This window comes from Bacillus sp. FSL W7-1085 (assembly GCF_038595035.1).
In the GTDB taxonomy this organism is placed as follows: Bacteria; Bacillota; Bacilli; order Bacillales; family Bacillaceae; genus Bacillus; species Bacillus altitudinis.
This window is the reverse complement of record NZ_CP152000.1, coordinates 3210041-3227602: the sequence shown is the minus strand read 5'-3', so window position 1 is coordinate 3227602 and position 17562 is coordinate 3210041. Positions and strand designations below refer to the sequence as shown.

At 40.3% G+C, this 17562-nt stretch carries 13 protein-coding genes; 8 read left to right on the top strand and 5 right to left on the bottom strand.

The window, feature by feature from the left end; genetic code table 11:
* Window positions 1–108 precede the first annotated feature (108 nt).
* The 3 genes from MKY11_RS16835 to MKY11_RS16825 all read right to left on the bottom strand — a co-directional run bounded on the left by MKY11_RS16835 (window position 109) and on the right by MKY11_RS16825 (window position 4672).
* Window positions 109–1443: an MFS transporter gene (locus MKY11_RS16835; protein WP_017357883.1), complete on the bottom strand. Its 1335-nt coding sequence runs from the start codon at window positions 1441–1443 to the stop codon at window positions 109–111.
* A 40-nt stretch (window positions 1444–1483) separates the two neighbouring features.
* The gene (locus MKY11_RS16830; RefSeq protein ID WP_008348201.1) at window positions 1484–2056 is read right to left on the bottom strand and encodes a TetR/AcrR family transcriptional regulator; all 573 of its coding nucleotides are present in this window, start codon (window positions 2054–2056) and stop codon (window positions 1484–1486) included.
* Between the two features lie 90 nt (window positions 2057–2146).
* Complete coding sequence (locus MKY11_RS16825; RefSeq protein WP_144666190.1) at window positions 2147–4672, bottom strand: PEP/pyruvate-binding domain-containing protein; 2526 nt, start codon at window positions 4670–4672, stop codon at window positions 2147–2149.
* A gap of 284 nt (window positions 4673–4956) precedes the next feature.
* Here MKY11_RS16825 and MKY11_RS16820 point away from each other — a divergent pair, with 284 nt between their 5' ends.
* From MKY11_RS16820 to uvrA, 3 genes are all read left to right on the top strand, one after another.
* The gene (locus tag MKY11_RS16820; RefSeq protein ID WP_008348197.1) at window positions 4957–5202 is read left to right on the top strand and encodes a CsbA family protein; all 246 of its coding nucleotides are present in this window, start codon (window positions 4957–4959) and stop codon (window positions 5200–5202) included.
* Window positions 5203–5492: 290 nt separating this feature from the next.
* Window positions 5493–7478 carry an excinuclease ABC subunit UvrB gene (gene uvrB, locus MKY11_RS16815; RefSeq protein ID WP_274660544.1) on the top strand — a complete coding sequence of 662 codons (1986 nt, stop codon included), beginning with the start codon at window positions 5493–5495 and terminating at the stop codon, window positions 7476–7478.
* A 7-nt stretch (window positions 7479–7485) separates the two neighbouring features.
* Entirely contained in the window at window positions 7486–10362 is a 2877-nt protein-coding gene (gene uvrA / locus MKY11_RS16810; protein ID WP_017357887.1) for an excinuclease ABC subunit UvrA, read from the top strand.
* Window positions 10363–10394: 32 nt separating this feature from the next.
* Here the strand turns inward: uvrA and MKY11_RS16805 are convergent, their stop codons facing one another.
* Window positions 10395–10625 (bottom strand): hypothetical protein, encoded by a 231-nt coding sequence (locus MKY11_RS16805; RefSeq protein WP_008348188.1) that lies wholly within the window; start codon window positions 10623–10625, stop codon window positions 10395–10397.
* A gap of 197 nt (window positions 10626–10822) precedes the next feature.
* Between MKY11_RS16805 and MKY11_RS16800 the strand changes: the two genes are divergently transcribed.
* The 5 genes from MKY11_RS16800 to MKY11_RS16780 all read left to right on the top strand — a co-directional run bounded on the left by MKY11_RS16800 (window position 10823) and on the right by MKY11_RS16780 (window position 16798).
* A complete protein-coding gene (locus tag MKY11_RS16800; RefSeq protein ID WP_342501625.1) occupies window positions 10823–11158 on the top strand; it encodes a hypothetical protein in 336 nt (111 codons plus the stop codon).
* A gap of 11 nt (window positions 11159–11169) precedes the next feature.
* Window positions 11170–12261 (top strand): DUF4097 domain-containing protein, encoded by a 1092-nt coding sequence (locus tag MKY11_RS16795; protein WP_039169067.1) that lies wholly within the window; start codon window positions 11170–11172, stop codon window positions 12259–12261.
* A gap of 6 nt (window positions 12262–12267) precedes the next feature.
* The gene (locus tag MKY11_RS16790; RefSeq protein WP_008348183.1) at window positions 12268–12462 is read left to right on the top strand and encodes a PspC domain-containing protein; all 195 of its coding nucleotides are present in this window, start codon (window positions 12268–12270) and stop codon (window positions 12460–12462) included.
* Window positions 12463–12849, top strand: a complete 387-nt coding sequence (locus tag MKY11_RS16785; protein ID WP_007500042.1) for a phage holin family protein — start codon at window positions 12463–12465, stop codon at window positions 12847–12849.
* A 94-nt stretch (window positions 12850–12943) separates the two neighbouring features.
* Window positions 12944–16798 carry a metallophosphoesterase gene (locus MKY11_RS16780; RefSeq protein WP_274660545.1) on the top strand — a complete coding sequence of 1285 codons (3855 nt, stop codon included), beginning with the start codon at window positions 12944–12946 and terminating at the stop codon, window positions 16796–16798.
* Between the two features lie 26 nt (window positions 16799–16824).
* Here the strand turns inward: MKY11_RS16780 and MKY11_RS16775 are convergent, their stop codons facing one another.
* Window positions 16825–17550, bottom strand: a complete 726-nt coding sequence (locus MKY11_RS16775; RefSeq protein WP_041507821.1) for a GntR family transcriptional regulator — start codon at window positions 17548–17550, stop codon at window positions 16825–16827.
* Window positions 17551–17562 lie beyond the last annotated feature (12 nt).

Genomic DNA, 17562 nt, shown 5'->3' with positions numbered 1-17562 from the left:
TTTTTCATGAGTAAAAGATCATTTTCACAGTTTGATCATTGTATCCATAATCGGTTACAGTAACAAATAATCATAGCTCCCCCGCCCTAAATAGAGCGAAGGGAGTCATTAAGCAGAGTGTTCAGATGAATGAGAAGTGGGTTTCGTTTTTAGACGATGAGAGAGGAGGAAACCAAGAATACCTGCGCCCATTAATATGATAAATAAAGATTGAAAACCACTTAATATACCAATTAAAGTAGATGAAATGATACTTCCGAAATATCTAAAGGTAGAAAAAATCCCAGATGCAGAGCCGGATAAACTCTGATCAACAGATGTTAAAGAAGCCATCTGCATGCTAGTCATGCCAATACCTGATGAGATCCCCCCAGCGACTAATGTGATGATAAGGAGTGGTAAATTTGGGTAGCTGCTTAGTGTGATCAGCATAACACCTGATAAAGTAAGACAGAGAAATGAAAATCGAATCATTTTTTTGGCACCTTTTATTGGATGGAGCTTTGCCCCGAGTAATCCACTAATAGACATACAGAGTGAAAAGATCGAAAGGAAAATCCCGCTTTGTGTATGAGAAAGCGCGAGTTTTTGCTCCATAAACAGCGGCATAATGAGAAGAATCGCGTACATCACAAAATTACTAAGCATGATAGAAAGGTTAGCGTTCGTAAAGGTACTGTTTTTAAATAATGTCAAATCAATGATGGGATTTGTAACTTTCCGTACGTGTTTGAAAAATAAAGGAATGGAAATGACCGCTAGAACGCCATAGATCATGTATTCGTTTAATAATTGGCTTTTAGTAAACAAAATGAGTGTGGCGATCCCGATTGTTAAGTATAACGAACCGATGATATCTACATTGGCTTGTAAACGCGTATGTTTCATCTTCGGAATCATAAAAACGCCTGTCACAAGTGTGAGAATCAAAAATGGTATATTCACTAGGAAAATGGAATGCCAGTCAAAGCTCTGAATGAGAATAGAGCCGATAAAAGGTCCAAGTGCGGCACCAATTCCCGCTCCAAAACCGAAAAAACCCATAGTTTTAGAAAGCTTTTCATGTGATACTGTTGCTCGAATTAAAGCAATGCTGTTCGGTGTTAATATAGCTCCGCCTGCCGCTTGAATTGATCGGAAGCTAATAAGAAAAGCAAGATTAGGTGCGAAAGCACATCCAATGGAGCCAATCAAAAAGAGTATCACACCGGCTAAATACATGCTGCGGTGGCCGTATATATCTCCCAGCTTACCCGCAATAGGTTGAGTGACTGCCATGACAATTAGATAAATCGTGACCACCCAAGTAATGTTTGATATGGATTGATCGTAATAAGTTGATATGGATGATAGAGCGACTGCGATCATGGTTGAATTGACTGGAACTAAAATAGCTCCAAGCAGCAAAGAATAAATGATCAAGTTCTCTTTTTTAAGATTCAATGTGTTTACCACCTTTGTAAAAAAGAAGAATTTCACCCAATTAAGTGGGGGAAATTCCTCTCATGAAAATGTGTGTGCATGTCTCAATAAAGTCTTCTTTTTGTGTTAAAACAAGCTGAATGTCTTGCTCTAGCTGTTGAATGAAAAAGCCAAAATACGTGCTAATAAATATATCAGCATAGATGTCTTCTTTTCCTTCTAATACACGATGCTGAGCACTCATTTTTTTGAAATAATGAATCAGCATGTCTCTCAATTCTTGAGGATAAATTTTTTCATGGTCTGTTAAATCTTTAAACATAGCGGGTTCTCTCATGCTGATATAGATAAATTCTTTTTTTGAAGTCAAATCTTCAAGGAAATAGCTACCGAGAAATTTTAAATCGGTGTATAAATCGTCTTTAAATTCAGCTTCAAGGGTTTTGGTCGGTGTTGATTTCATTTTCATAATGGCAGCAATCACGCCGCGTTTGTTTTTAAAGTTACGAAAAATTGTCGCTTCACTTACATTCGCTTTTGTCGCAATTTCTTTTGTCGTTGTTTTTTGATAGCCCTTTTCAGACAATAATTCCATTGTTGCGCGAATGATCCGCTGATTTGTTGATTTTAACAAGCATACTCACCTCAGGTTATGAATGTGTTTGCAACAAAGTAAGTATACCGATAAAATCTGTGACCGCCAATATGATCCAAACAGTGACGACTATGCCCGTGAATGCTGATTTAATAACTGGATACGCCCATTGGCTCCATCTACTGTCACGAGGTCACCAGATTTTAGTTTTTCAGTTGCGATCCGTGTACCTAAGACAGCAGGTATCATATATTCTCTAGCGATAATAGCGGAATGGGACAAAATGCCGCCAGAATCGGTGATGACTGCTTTTGCGTCTCTAAATAAGCTGGTCCATAAAGGTGTCGTTGTTTTACAAACTAAAATGTCATCTTTCTCAAATTGTGAAAATTCATCAGCAGATGTAATGACTCTGACTCTTCCGGAAGTAATGCCGCTAGATGCACCAATTCCATAGATTGCATCGTCTGTGTTGTTTTCATTTTCCCTTAGCGAACCGAGCATTCTTTCTACTTGCTGCAATTCAGCTTCAGAAGGCGTTCCTGTATAAGCTGGTGGTTGGATGGATTCATTTTCCTTCATTTCAATTTTTCTTTGCTGAATGATCGAATCGTATGTGGTCGAAGTTGTGAGCGCATTGAGTACTTCATCATCGTAAAGATACCAAAGGTCTTCTTGATGAGGGATCGCTCCTTTTTGAACAAGAAGTTCACCAATTTTTAAGAGATAGAGTCTCGCTTTTGCATCTAACATGGCATCAATGTAAAAGTGATGATCATCTCGAATATTGGCTGCATGGAGTGCAAAATGATAAAGTTCCTCAAATTTTGTTTTAAACGCTTCATCTGTCACTTGACTGATAAACTGTTCATACGTTTCTTGCCTTTTGATCACGGCTTGTGCAAATTCTTCATCAAAATCAGATTGATACCGAATGTTGTTTCTAATGATGTCCAAGACAAATTCAGGATTTTCCACCCATGTTTCCTCTGTGAAATCATGGCTTTTAACAGACCGCCAACCATAGACTTGGAGAAAAGCTTCTACGTCGGAAATGAAGTTTTTTCCTTTATCTGTGTGATTGAGGGCAAATAATAGTTCAGCATTCGTTGAATGATCTTTAAATGCCTGAAGAAGCTCGGAATCTTGAAGAACGTCTTTTGCCAAGTGAGATAGCTTTTGATCTGTTTCAAGAGACTTGTTCATCACACCTATCATCATTTCATGCAGCAGAACGACTTGTGTTTGATCCCCAGTATATGTGACAAGCATGTCTTCAATGATCGCTGATAGAATGACTTGAGGTATGACAATATCAAAATGGTCGTCATACGCTCTTAGATAAATCTCCTTTAATTCTTGAAAGCCATTAATGGCTTCCTCAATTGTTAGCGGTTGAGTGATTTGCTGATCAAGTTTTTCGTATAATGGGAACAAGTTTTGCTTTAAAATGCGATACATTCTTTCGCTTAAACGAGGAAACATTTCGAATAGGCTCTCGTCAAAAACTGGTTCCTCTGACGCTTCTGGCATAGACGGTGAAGAATACAAATGACCTCTATAAAGCTTGATATCTTTAATATTAAGGTCTGGTACTTGATACTTCTCTCCGTTTTTCTTCATCCCGTTTTTTAAAGCAGGTATGATCAAACTTGAAAAAAGAGGACTTGTGGGTCCAGGCATATGATCGTCCATTGAGATCCAGAAGTCTTGCAGCTCTTCAGGTTTCATTTGAAAGGCTGCACCTGAGGAGCCATTTGCTGTATTGGAAAAAGAAGCAGTAATCGGTCTTGCTTGAAGTAAATAAAAAGTACCATCTGACATGCCGAATTCGATATCTACTCCATGTCCATAAAGTTCTTCTACTTGTTTTGTCATTTTCGTGATTTGGATCAATTGATCATCTCGAAGACAAAATTGGCCAGCCATCTCCTCACCTACGGGTTGTTCAACGACGCCCTCTTGACAGGGGACAATTTGCACTTCTTTTGTTCCTAGTGATTTTTCAATAGAGTACGTTTCTTTGTTTACAATAAATGTATCTGGCGTCACAAGGCCGGAGACGATGGCTTCTCCTAGTCCATAGCTTGCAGTCATCATGACTTCGTTTGTTTTTCCTGATACAGGATTCTCACTAAAGATGACACCAGAGATGTCAGAATGGATCAATCCTTGTACAACAACAGCCATGAGCGGCATCTCTTCCTCGTTCTCAATCATTTCTTCCTTATATTCTGCGACTCTTGCTGCGAAGTAAGACGACCAACATTCTTTGACGGCTTGCAAGAATTCTTCATTTGTTTTGATATTTAAATAGGTCTCGTATTGACCTGCAAAGGAGGCGCCTTCGAGATCTTCCGCAACAGAAGAGGATCGCACTGCAACGGATGGATATGTTTTCAACAATGATTGAAAGGATGAAAGTAATTCTGTCTCCATTTGTGAAGGAAACGAAGCTTCTGTGATTTTTCGGGCAAGGTTTTGATCAGTTGGATGGAAATTGTGATATGAAAGAAAGCTTGCAAAGCTGTTCGTTTTAATAATAAATCCATCTGGAACTGGCAGTCCGTGATTGTTTAATTTAATTAAATTCACGCCTTTTGCCCCTGCGAGTGATGCGGATTCTTCAGCCGCATGAAATAATACTGAATACATGGGAATGCCCCCTTATCCAAATAGCCAATGGTTTCATTTGTCTCTTTTTATTTTTTAAAATGATAGTGCGCACTATCATTTTCATCATAGAATTTATTGGATGTAACTGTCAAAGACGTAAAGACCTATCTTTAGAAAGGGGACGTTTTCACTAATTTTCCTCCTCATCTATATCAAAAGTCTTCAACCGAGAAGAAAAAAGCTGAAATTGAAAACTGTGAATTGTTCATTATGCCAATCTTTACTATAATCAAGGGAGTAGACCATGTAGAGGGAGGGTTTTTGTGATTACAAAAGCCATATTTGCACTTGTTTTTCCTTTCTTGCTCGTTATTTTATTTTCAAAGGTTACTTATAATCATTACGTTGGCATTGCATTAACAGCAGCGCTTTTATTTGCTTCGTATATGAAAGGCTATACAGAAACCTACTTTATCGTAGGATTAGATATTATTTCTTTAGTGGCCGGGGCATTGTTTATGGCCAAAAAAGAAGTCGAAAAAAGAGAGAAGGCTGAAAAACATCATTGATGTGATCCCTCTTGATGAAAAGAAAATATTTTTGATTGCAGGAGCTGTGCTTACGATTCTAGTGAGTGCAGCTTTCTTTTTTGTGGTTTTTCTGCTGATCGAATATCTCGCTCCAAAATGTTCCATACTGAAAGGAAGGTTTCTTTAGAGGGTTATGAGCCACGGCAGAGAGGGTATGGTTGTATTGGAAATAAAAATCAAGTCAGACACGAACTTTAGTTCGTATTTTTGTGTTCTTTTATGATAATATATTCATTAGATAGATTTCGTAACGAAACGGAGGCTTTGATGTGAGTGACCGCTTTGAATTAGTTTCTAACTATCAGCCCCAAGGGGATCAGCCAAAAGCCATTGAAAAGCTTGTGGAGGGCATCCATCAGGGGAAACAGCATCAAACGCTGTTAGGTGCTACAGGTACGGGAAAGACCTTTACTGTATCCAACCTGATCAAAGAAGTGAACAAACCAACACTTGTCATTGCGCATAACAAGACACTTGCCGGACAATTATACAGCGAGTTTAAGGAATTCTTTCCGAATAATGCTGTTGAATATTTTGTGAGTTATTATGATTATTACCAGCCTGAGGCGTACGTGCCTCAAACTGATACATTTATTGAAAAGGATGCCAGCATTAATGATGAGATCGATAAGCTAAGGCACTCCGCCACATCCTCATTATTTGAGCGAAGAGATGTCATCATCATTGCCAGTGTGTCCTGTATTTATGGCTTAGGTTCTCCTGAAGAATACAGAGAGCTTGTGCTGTCTTTACGAACTGAAATGGAAATTGAACGCAATCAACTGCTGCGTAAGCTTGTGGATATTCAGTATTCTCGTAATGATATAGATTTTCAGCGCGGAACCTTCAGAGTTCGAGGAGACGTCGTTGAAATTTTTCCTGCTTCACGAGATGAGCATTGTATCAGAGTGGAGTTTTTCGGTGATGAAATTGAACGTATTCGTGAAGTAGATGCTCTCACTGGAGAAATTCTCGGTGATCGTGACCACGTTGCTATTTTCCCAGCATCTCACTTCGTCACAAGAGAAGAAAAGATGGAAAAAGCGATTATTAATATTGAAAAAGAGCTTGAGCAACAGTTGGAAAAGCTTCGTGAAAACGGAAAACTGCTTGAAGCACAGCGTCTTGAGCAGCGGACAAGGTATGACCTTGAGATGATGAGAGAGATGGGCTTTTGTTCAGGGATTGAGAACTACTCAAGACATCTCACCTTACGTCCGCCCGGTTCAACACCTTACACATTGCTTGATTATTTTCCGGATGATTTTATGATTGTTGTCGATGAGTCACACGTGACCATCCCGCAAATTCGCGCCATGTACAATGGGGACCAGGCAAGAAAACAAGTGCTTGTTGATCACGGATTCCGTCTGCCGTCAGCACTTGATAATAGACCACTCACATTTGATGAGTTTGAAAAGCACATTAACCATATTGTGCATGTATCCGCAACACCTGGCCCATACGAGCTTGAGAAAACGCCAGAGGTTGTGGAACAAATTATTCGTCCAACCGGTTTGCTTGACCCAATCATTGAAGTCCGTCCGATTGAAGGACAAATCGATGACTTAATTGGGGAAATTCATGCAAGGGTTGAGAAAAATGAGCGTGTGCTTGTGACGACTTTAACGAAGAAAATGTCTGAGGATCTGACAGATTATCTGAAAGAAATCGGAATCAAGGTCAATTATCTGCACTCAGAAATTAAGACACTAGAGCGGATTGAGATTATTCGTGATTTACGTCTAGGAAAATATGATGTGCTTGTTGGGATCAACCTTCTTCGAGAAGGTTTGGATATTCCAGAGGTGTCGCTCGTGGCGATTTTAGATGCGGATAAAGAAGGCTTTTTACGTTCAGAAAGATCCCTCATCCAGACGATTGGCCGTGCTGCAAGAAATGCAGAAGGCCGGGTTATTATGTATGCAGACAATATGACGAAATCAATGGACATTGCTATACAAGAAACAAAGCGGAGACGTGAGCAGCAAGAAGCGTATAATGAGAAATTTGGTATCACTCCGCAAACGATCCATAAGAAGATTCGAGATGTGATCAAGGCAACAAAAGTACATGAGGATTCAGAAGAATACGAAACAAAAGCAGCACCAAAGTTGTCAAAAATGAGCAAAAAAGAACGAGAAAAAGTGATCGAAAACGTCGAGATGGAAATGAAAGATGCAGCAAAAGCGCTTGATTTTGAAAAAGCAGCAGAATTAAGAGATCTATTGCTAGAGCTAAAAGCGGAAGGATGAATGCCAGATGGCTATGGAACGAATAGAGGTGAAAGGGGCAAGAGCCCACAACCTTAAAAATATTGATGTCAATATCCCGCGCGATCAGCTAGTGGTCATTACGGGTTTATCTGGTTCGGGAAAATCGTCGCTTGCCTTCGATACCATTTATGCAGAAGGTCAGCGCAGGTATGTTGAATCACTGTCAGCCTATGCACGTCAATTTCTCGGTCAAATGGACAAACCAGATGTAGATGCGATTGAAGGGCTTTCTCCAGCGATTAGTATTGACCAGAAAACGACAAGCAGAAACCCTCGATCAACCGTTGGGACTGTTACAGAAATTTATGATTACTTGCGTCTATTATATGCTCGAGTCGGAAAACCGATTTGTCCTATTCATGGGATCGAAATTACATCACAGACGATTGAGCAAATGACAGACCGTATTTTAGAGTATCCAGAACGAACGAAACTACAAGTGCTTGCGCCGATCGTATCTGGACGTAAGGGAACACACGTGAAAGTACTTGATCAAATTCGGAAGCAGGGCTACGTTCGAGTCAGAGTTGATGGCGAGATGGAGGACCTGTCAGAAGAGATCGAGCTTGAAAAGAATAAAAAGCATTCCATTGAAGTGGTGATTGATCGAATTGTCGTGAAAGAAGGCGTGGCTGCACGGTTGTCTGATTCTCTTGAAACGGCACTCCGACTTGGTGAAGGTCGTGTGATGATCGATGTGATTGGACAAGAGGAGCTGTTATTTAGTGAGCATCATGCTTGTCCGCACTGCGGATTCTCTATTGGGGAACTTGAGCCGAGAATGTTCTCGTTTAATAGCCCTTTCGGTGCCTGCTCAAGCTGTGATGGGCTTGGTTCTAAACTAGAAGTAGATCCAGAGCTTGTGATTCCGAATAAGGATTTGACTTTACGTCAGCATGCCATTGCCCCATGGGAGCCTCAAAGCTCACAATATTACCCGCAGCTTCTTGAGGCGGTATGTACACACTATGGAATTGACATGGATATTCCAGTAAAAGATATTCCGGCGCATTTATTTGATAAAATTTTATATGGCAGCGGCTCTGAGCTGATTTATTTTAAATATGAAAATGATTTTGGCCAGGTCCGTGAAAATGAAATCGAGTTTGAAGGTGTGCTTCGTAACATTGAACGGCGCTACAAGGAAACGAGCTCCGATTATATCCGGGAGCAAATGGAAAAATATATGGCCAATCAGCCATGTCCGACCTGTAAAGGATATCGCCTGAAAAAAGAAACACTTGCGGTTCTCATCAATGGCAAACATATCGGAGAAATGACCGATTTGTCTGTATCTGATGCCCTTGATTTCTATGAGAAAATTGAGTTATCTGAGAAAGATTTGCAGATTGCCCAGCTCATTTTACGTGAAATCAAAGAGCGCTTATCCTTCTTAAATAATGTCGGATTAGATTATTTGACATTAAGCCGGTCTGCTGGCACATTATCAGGCGGGGAGGCGCAGCGGATTCGTTTGGCGACACAAATTGGATCAAGACTGACAGGCGTTCTTTATATTTTAGATGAACCATCGATTGGTCTACACCAACGGGATAATGACCGGTTGATTGGGACATTGAAAAACATGCGTGATATCGGAAACACACTGATTGTCGTAGAACATGATGAAGATACGATGCTTGCCGCTGATTATCTCATTGATATTGGACCAGGTGCAGGGGTTCATGGAGGAGAAGTGATTTCAGCTGGAACACCAGAAGAAGTCATGAAAGACCCAAAATCGTTGACTGGACAATATTTATCTGGTGAGAAATTCATCCCGCTTCCGATTGAGAGACGAAAGCCTGACGGCCGATTCATTGAAATTAAAGGGGCAAAAGAAAACAATCTTAAAAACGTGAATGCGAAGTTTCCTTTAGGTGTCTTTACTGCTGTGACAGGTGTGTCAGGATCAGGGAAAAGTACACTTGTGAATGAAATTTTATTGAAATCCCTTGCCCAAAAACTGCACAGAGCAAAAGCGAAGCCAGGACAGCACAAAGAAATCAAAGGAATGGATCACTTAGACAAAGTCATTGATATTGATCAATCTCCAATTGGCCGTACACCAAGATCCAATCCTGCTACGTATACAGGTGTATTTGATGACGTGCGGGATGTCTTTGCGCAAACCAATGAAGCGAAGGTACGAGGCTATAAAAAAGGGCGATTCAGCTTTAACGTGAAAGGTGGACGCTGCGAAGCGTGTCGTGGAGATGGCATTATTAAAATTGAAATGCACTTTTTACCTGATGTATATGTGCCTTGTGAAGTGTGTCACGGGAAACGTTATAACCGCGAGACGTTAGAGGTCACGTATAAAGGGAAAAATATTTCCGATGTGCTTGAAATGACGGTAGAGGACGCACTTCAATTTTTCGAGAATATCCCGAAAATTAAGCGGAAGCTGCAAACGATCTTTGATGTTGGATTAGGATACATTACACTTGGGCAGCCTGCCACGACATTGTCTGGTGGAGAGGCGCAGCGTGTGAAATTGGCATCTGAGCTTCACCGCCGTTCAAACGGAAGATCTTTGTATATTTTAGACGAACCGACAACCGGTCTTCATGTGGATGATATTGCTAGGTTGTTAAAAGTGCTCCAGCGCTTGGTCGAAAACGGGGATACGGTATTGGTCATTGAGCACAACCTTGATATTATTAAGGCAGCCGATTACCTTGTTGATCTAGGACCAGAAGGCGGTGCTGGTGGAGGAACGATTATTGCTTCAGGAACACCTGAACACATTGCTAAAGAAGAAGCTTCTTACACCGGTCGATACCTAAAACCGATTTTAGAGCGTGATCGTGAGCGAATGAAACAGTTAGTCAAAGAAACAGAAAGTGTGACATCCTCATAAAGAAAAACCCCTCCGAAAGAGGGGTTTTCCTTTTATTGCACATCTTCCTTTGGCATTAAGTTACTGAGGTGCGTTAAATCCTTTAAAATATGAGTGCTGCTACTATCGAGCAGTACTTTTAAATAACGGATATCACCATACTTCGGATGAGACGGATGAATGGCCTCTAGCTCCTTGATCATATCGCTGTTCATGCTTTTCTGTTTCTGTATAAGGTCTAAAAGCGTTTGTGCCGTGTGGTTAGCATTATGATGATCTGTCAAAATAATTACCCCCTATAATGATAATCACCATCTTTTCAACATATTTTAAAGGGTAATCCATGAAGAATCTACACTTAGGTGCAAAAAGAAATAATTTGTGTCTAAGGTCATATGTAAATCGAATGAGTTTGAAACTTTTTATACGCCATAAACGTATGAGTTAGAAAGGAATTTTCATCATGAAGGAGCGAATATATATGAACAGAGATCAGTCGATCATTGCATCTATTTGTTATTTTAGTGTATTTTTCATGCCGTTTATTGTACCGATCGTGGCATATTTTGTAGTGAATCAAAAGGAAACGAAACGGCATTCGCTGCGTGCATTGTGGTCACATGTTTTGCCAGTCGCAGCGTGTGTGCTGCTGGTTTTTGGAGCTATCCCCTTTTTATTGACGACACAGGCAAGCGACTCACTCGTTCCAGTGTTCACCGTACTTATCTTGTCCTTTTTAGTCGCCATTGGCTTTTTGATCTCTGTCATTTGGAATATCATTCAAGGTATTAAAGTGCTTCAATCCATCAAATCGTAGGAGGGCTTTGTATGAATGAAAAAGAACGCATTTTAAAATTAGTAGAAGACGGGACATTATCTGCAAAAGAAGCGATTACGCTGCTTGAAAAACTAGAAGAAAATCAGTCCATTTCACTAGAAAAACCAACGGCTGATCATACCTTTCATGAAGAAAAAGCTGGCACAGAGAATAAAGGAACTGGTACTGAAAACCTCGGTGCAAAGCTGTTTGGATGGTTAGATTCGGCGGTGAAAAAGGTCAAAGATGTAGATCTTGATTTGAACTTTGGACAGTCCGTCGACGTTGAACACATTTTTCAATTCAAAGACGCGGCACTGTCTCATTTAGATATTCAATTGGCAAACGGCAGTCTCAATTTGATGCCTTGGGATGATGGGGATGTTCGGGCAGAGTGTCATGCGAAAATTTACCGTGCAGAGGATGGAGAGCAGGCAAGACAGCAATTTCTTCAACATCTGGATTGCGGGCTTGAAGGGGACAAATTTTTTATCCGAACTGAAAAGAAGACCATGAAGGTCAATGTCACCCTGTATGTACCACGTATTCAATACGATAAAATCAAAGTCAAACTGTTTAATGGACCGATTCGCGGGGAAAAGCTAAAGACAAAAGAACTGGCTGCAAAAACAACAAATGGCGTCGTCTCTTTTGCCTCTTTACAAGCAGAAAAAGTCGGAATTGAAACAGCAAATGGACAAATCAAACTGGCTGATCACGAGTGTGGTATGATTGAAGTAGAAACCATTAATGGGCTCATTGACCTGCGCGGGAAAAGTGAATCAATTGATGCACAGAGCTTCAATGGGAACATTGCTGTTCAGCTGTCAGATGAGAAATGCCGTTCGATCTATGCAAAAACGACAACAGGCAGTGTGGACGTTCAGATTCCGCGTGCTTGTGCAGTGACTGCGGAGCTGAAAAGCAATCTCGGATCAATCTCTCATGAGCTGCTTGATGCAAATATGATTAAAGAGAAAAATGAAACGTTGCAAAAAGAGAAAATGATCAAAGCCAATCAACAGGCGGAGCACAATATATCCATTTTTGCAGAAACAAAAACAGGCTCAATCCAAGTAAAGCACCAATCAGACAAGGAGTGATTCTACATGAAGAAGCTTTATCGTTCAGCGACAGATAAAAAAATAGCGGGTGTTGTCGGTGGACTTGCTGAATACTTAAGTGTCGATGCATCCCTGCTTCGTATTTTAACGGTGATCATCGGATTTATGACAGCATTTATGCCGATCTTCTTGATCTACTTCATCTGGTATTTTGTTGTTCCGGAAGAAGGCACTAACTAAATGCTTAGATGGATCGTTAGTATTTTCGTCAATGCATTACTTTTAATCGTCATTGCTGGATATTTTGATTCAGGCATTCTGCCAGGCCTTGGTAGTGTGTATATTGAAGGCTTTGGCGCAGCGATTGTAGCAAGTATTATTTTGTCCTTGCTCAATATTTTAGTGAAGCCGTTTTTGATCATTTTAACGCTGCCAGTGACAGTACTTTCACTAGGATTGTTCCTCTTTGTCATTAATGCCATCACACTGATGATGACCTCAAGCTTTATGGGAGATAGTTTTAACATTGATGGGTTTGGAACGGCCATTTGGATGGCTGTCATTTTATCCATTTTCCATCTGCTCATACAGAAAGGAATCGTGGAACCGTTAGCGAAAAAAAGCTAACGGTTTTTTTGTGTGAATTTATATCGTTTCCCCGTTCCATCTGTCATAAAAACCGTCTTCAGGAGACACAATATCCGAAGGGAGGCGGTGCACGATGGTGAATGTGAGCAGACAAATCATTCTTTTGCTTTTTTTGAGCATTCTTTTTTGTTTCAGTCAGCCTGCTTCAGCAGGATCTTTGACACAAACACAAGTGAACATACGAAATAAGCCCTTTTCACCTTTTATCTTTGATCAATTTCAAGTAGATGTCCGTCCGGTTCAAGGAAAAAAACGTGATCTTCAATTTCGGGCATCTATTAGTCAGTCAGAGCAAATTTTGTCTGCAAACTTGTACTATAAACAGAGTGATGAGCTAGGATATCGATTGATCCCAATGGAACGATTGCCGGGGATGAAACCAGAATTCACAGCGAAAATCCCGACAGATCAATTGTGGAATCCAACAGTTCATTACTATACAGAATTCCTGACGCAGAAGTCTGTCATCAAAACAACCGAACAAGCAGTTCACTTAAACGGATTTGAAGAGGATCTCTCACAAATTCCTGAGCTATTGATGACAGAAATCGTCGTGAATTCAAAAAACCGCAAAGGCAAGGATGCTTTTGAATTCATCGAGGTGTATAACACAACTCATGCACCCATTTCACTTCGACATTACCAGCTTCGCTATCGCAATCCATCACAAGGCGTGGAGATGGATGATATATATTCATTTCACACAAGTACTATCACCATTTCTCCTGGAAAGCCGTACGTATTTTGGCTTAGAAAAAAAGGGCAGGAGCATTTAACGGTAGCGGACTTTAATGCGATGTACAAAAGCCATTTAAAAGAGGGCGAGCAACTATCGGTCATTGAGAGTAAAGGATTGTCCAATTCTAAATCCCGCCTTGTTTCTATCACAACAAATATAGGAGAAGAGGTATCGTCGGCATCCTATCGTTTAAAGCCTTCATTGTTTAGCGAGCACAGATCGTTACTGTTCAAGTATCCAATGGATGGTACGACACAAATGAAGCTGATCTCGAAAGTGGAGGAAGAGCCAACACCCGGAAAAGTGTTAAAAGCACAAATTCCAACTGAAAAAAAAGAAATATCACAAGATGTTCATAAACCTGTGATCGAAGATATGACAGACAATCAACCGATAAAACCAACTGAAGGCATTGAAATGAGAGCAGATGTGCAGGATGATCAGTCCGTCAAAACGGTCAAATTGCGATATCGAACCAATCGTCATGAAGATTTTAAAGAGGTGCTGCTTCAAAAGGATCATAATGATCGGCTGTTTCACTATATTATTTATTCACCTGAGCTCATCGGTAAAGATCGATTGGAATATCAGATTGAAGCGTCTGACGGCGAAAATCAAGCAATGACAATGAAAAAAACAATTGATGTGGAACAAGTAAGCAAAGCTCACGGCCTTCGATTGAATGTAGAAGAAGGAGATACGGTTTCTGGCGTATTTCACTTAAAAGCAACAGCAGATCAGAAAAAAAGCATAAAATTAATGATAGATGGAAAACCGATTCGACAAGTATTCCCTGCACTTGAAGCAGATCCATATCTTGCATTTGATGTCAAAGGGACAAATTTATATTTTAAGAATGGTGTGTCTATAGGTAAGCACTTACTTTCCATTTTTGATGATTCGACAAAAGTGTATCGCACCTATACGATACCAATACCAGAAAAACACTTAGAAAAGGCAGGTCCACAAACGATATCATTCCATGCTGGGACGAAGTCATCGCCGTTTGACCGATTTCCTGGAGAAAATCACGATGATTTTGAATTGAAAAATGTCCAGATGATTTTATCGAATGGAACTCAAATTCTGCCTCTAAATGCGAGCCAGCATGAGGAATGGAAAATGGGCGACGGTGGCAGCGCTAAGAAGGTAAGAGCATTTCAGTTTCAAATCCCGAAGCAGGCATATGCTTCAAGCTATATTCAGTGGGATACAAGAAGGCTGAAAGAAGGAGTACATGTTGTTCAGGCTAAAACCGCAGACGAATCTCAATCTGTACGTGTGAAAGTCGATAACACGGGTCCGAAAATCAAGAGTAATATACAGGCAAATGACCAATATAAAGGCGTCTTTACGTTAAAGGCAAAGGTGACGGATCGTTGGAGTGACATAGCGGAGATGAAGGCGTTTTTAGATGGAAAACCGATCTCTTTGCCTTATCAAACGTCCTCTAGCGAATTAGAACCTGGAGAACACACATTGAAGATAAAAGCAAAAGATGCCGCTGGAAACAAATCAACTTTGAAAAAGGTTTTTAAGACGGTACATGAACACCCTGAAACGCCAGAGAGAGTGTCAGATAGGACAAAAAAGGAATCATCTAAGCAAACAGTGCTAACCAATGATCCTACTAATGATCAGTTAGATTACTCCTTTTACCGTGCCTATCAATATACATCGCTGCATCCGTCCATGAAGATTTTCAAATATGCAGCGGAAACAGAGCCGCCAAAACATTTAAATGAAACAGGGGAAATGATTTTTTCTAATCGAGAAAGAAATCGCATTGCATTTGCTGATGGTAAATCAGTGGAAACGAAAGATCTACAGCATTTTCCTTATCATCGCTTTCAAATCAAGGTTCATCACGATGTACGTGAAAAGGATGTTGTCGAGGCTGTATGGAAAGGAAGCTCATTATCAGGGAGAAAGGTAACGATGTACGCTTGGAATCATCAGCAAGAAAAGTGGGATAAAATCACTCATCACTTTGCCAAGGATGAAAAGGAATTTTACCTGAAAGGGCTGCTGTCAGTCAGACAGTATATGAAAAATCAAACGTTTGATTTGCTTGTACAAGATGAGATCAGTCAGACGTTAAAGCCTTATAAGATGGTGTGGATGTCTGATACTCAATATTATGCCAGAAGTTATCCTCATATCTTCAAAAAAATGGTCGAGTGGATCAGAGATCAAAGGGACCCATTGAATATTCAATATGTGTTCCATACAGGTGATATTGTGGATGATTCAAAGGATAAGCAATGGAATCGTGCCGATACATTTATGCGTGTGTTAGATCAGCATCAGATTCCTTACGGTGTATTAGCTGGTAATCATGATGTCAGACACAAAGACGGCCATTATAGGGAATATGGGAGATACTTTGGAGCGAAACGCTTTGAAGACAAGCCATATTACGGTGAATCCTATCAAAACAATCGAGGTCATTATGATCTTATCTCTGCTGGTGGCAATGATTATATGATGGTGTATATGGGCTGGGGGATCAAGCAAAATGAGATTGACTGGTTAAATCGAGTCATTTCTGAACATCCAGATCGCATTGTCATTTTAAATTTCCATGAGTATTTGTTAGTGAGCGGCAATCGAAGCCCAATTGGAGATTTGATCTTCCATCAAGTGGTAAAGCGTCACCCGAATATTGTCGCAGTATTTAGTGGCCACTACCACGGAGCCAGTCGAAAAGTAGATGAGATTGACGATGATCATGATGGAAAAGTGGACAGAAAAGTATATCAAATCCTTGCAGATTACCAGTCAGGTCCTGAAGGCGGTCAAGGTTTTATGCGGCTGATCACTGCGGATCAAGAAAAAAATAAGCTTCATTTCACCACATACTCACCTTACTTGAATCAAGAACATTTTTATGATCCAAAAACGTATGGAGATCAAGATGAATTTTCAATTGATGTCGATTTAACACCAAAAATGAAATCCGTTAAAACCAATTATTTTGAATTGAATGTCTACACAAACGTTCTTCTTGGAGAAGTCAAAGGTGTGAAAAGTGGTAAAAAAGCAACCTTTGAATGGAAAGGGTTAAAGCCAAATCAAGAATATTATTGGTACACTGTCGCAAAAGACCGTTTCGAAGGGAAAGCGATTTCGCCTATATGGAAAATCCATACAAAAAATGATGATCAATCAACATTTCTTAGGAAATAAAAAACTGTGCTTTCAGGAGCACAGTTTTATCTTTCCATTGTGTGAGTGAGCTTGTATCGATCCCCTCTATAAACGGACATGACATACTCGAATGGAAGGTCATTTTGAAAATAAGTTGTTCTTGCAATGGAGAGAACAGGGTCCCCTAATGAAATAGACAGCACGTTAGCTTCTTCCTTTGAAGCAACATTGGCTTCAAGCTCCTGCTTGGCATGGGCAATGGTTAGACCTGTGTTCGCTTCTATATATTCATATAAAGATCCAGTTAAATGGTCCTTTGTGAGCTCGCCAGCAAATTTTTCAGGAATATAACTCGTTTCAATAGCCATTGGTTCATCGTTTGCAAGGCGGATTCGTTTTAATTCATAGACATCTTCACTGTTCGACAGCTGTAATGATTGCAGCAAGTGCTCTGGGCATGCGACTTTTTTGAAATCAATCAACTGACTTGAAGCTTTGAGCCCACGTTGACGCATATCTTCTGTAAAGCTTGTTAAGCCTTGAAGCGGTTGTTCAAACTTCTTTCGGCTAACAAATGTTCCTTTTCCTTTTTGCCGGTATAAATATCCTTCGTTCACAAGGTTCGATAAGGCTTGTCTGACAGTCATTCGGCTAATACCAAAGCGTTCGGCATATTCTCTTTCAGAAGGAATGAGTGTATCAGGTGCTAACGTTCCATCCTCAATCTGCTTTTTTAAGTTCTCCATAATCTGATGGTACATGGGGATAGGTGACTGCTTATCAATAAACATGTGAAAATCCTC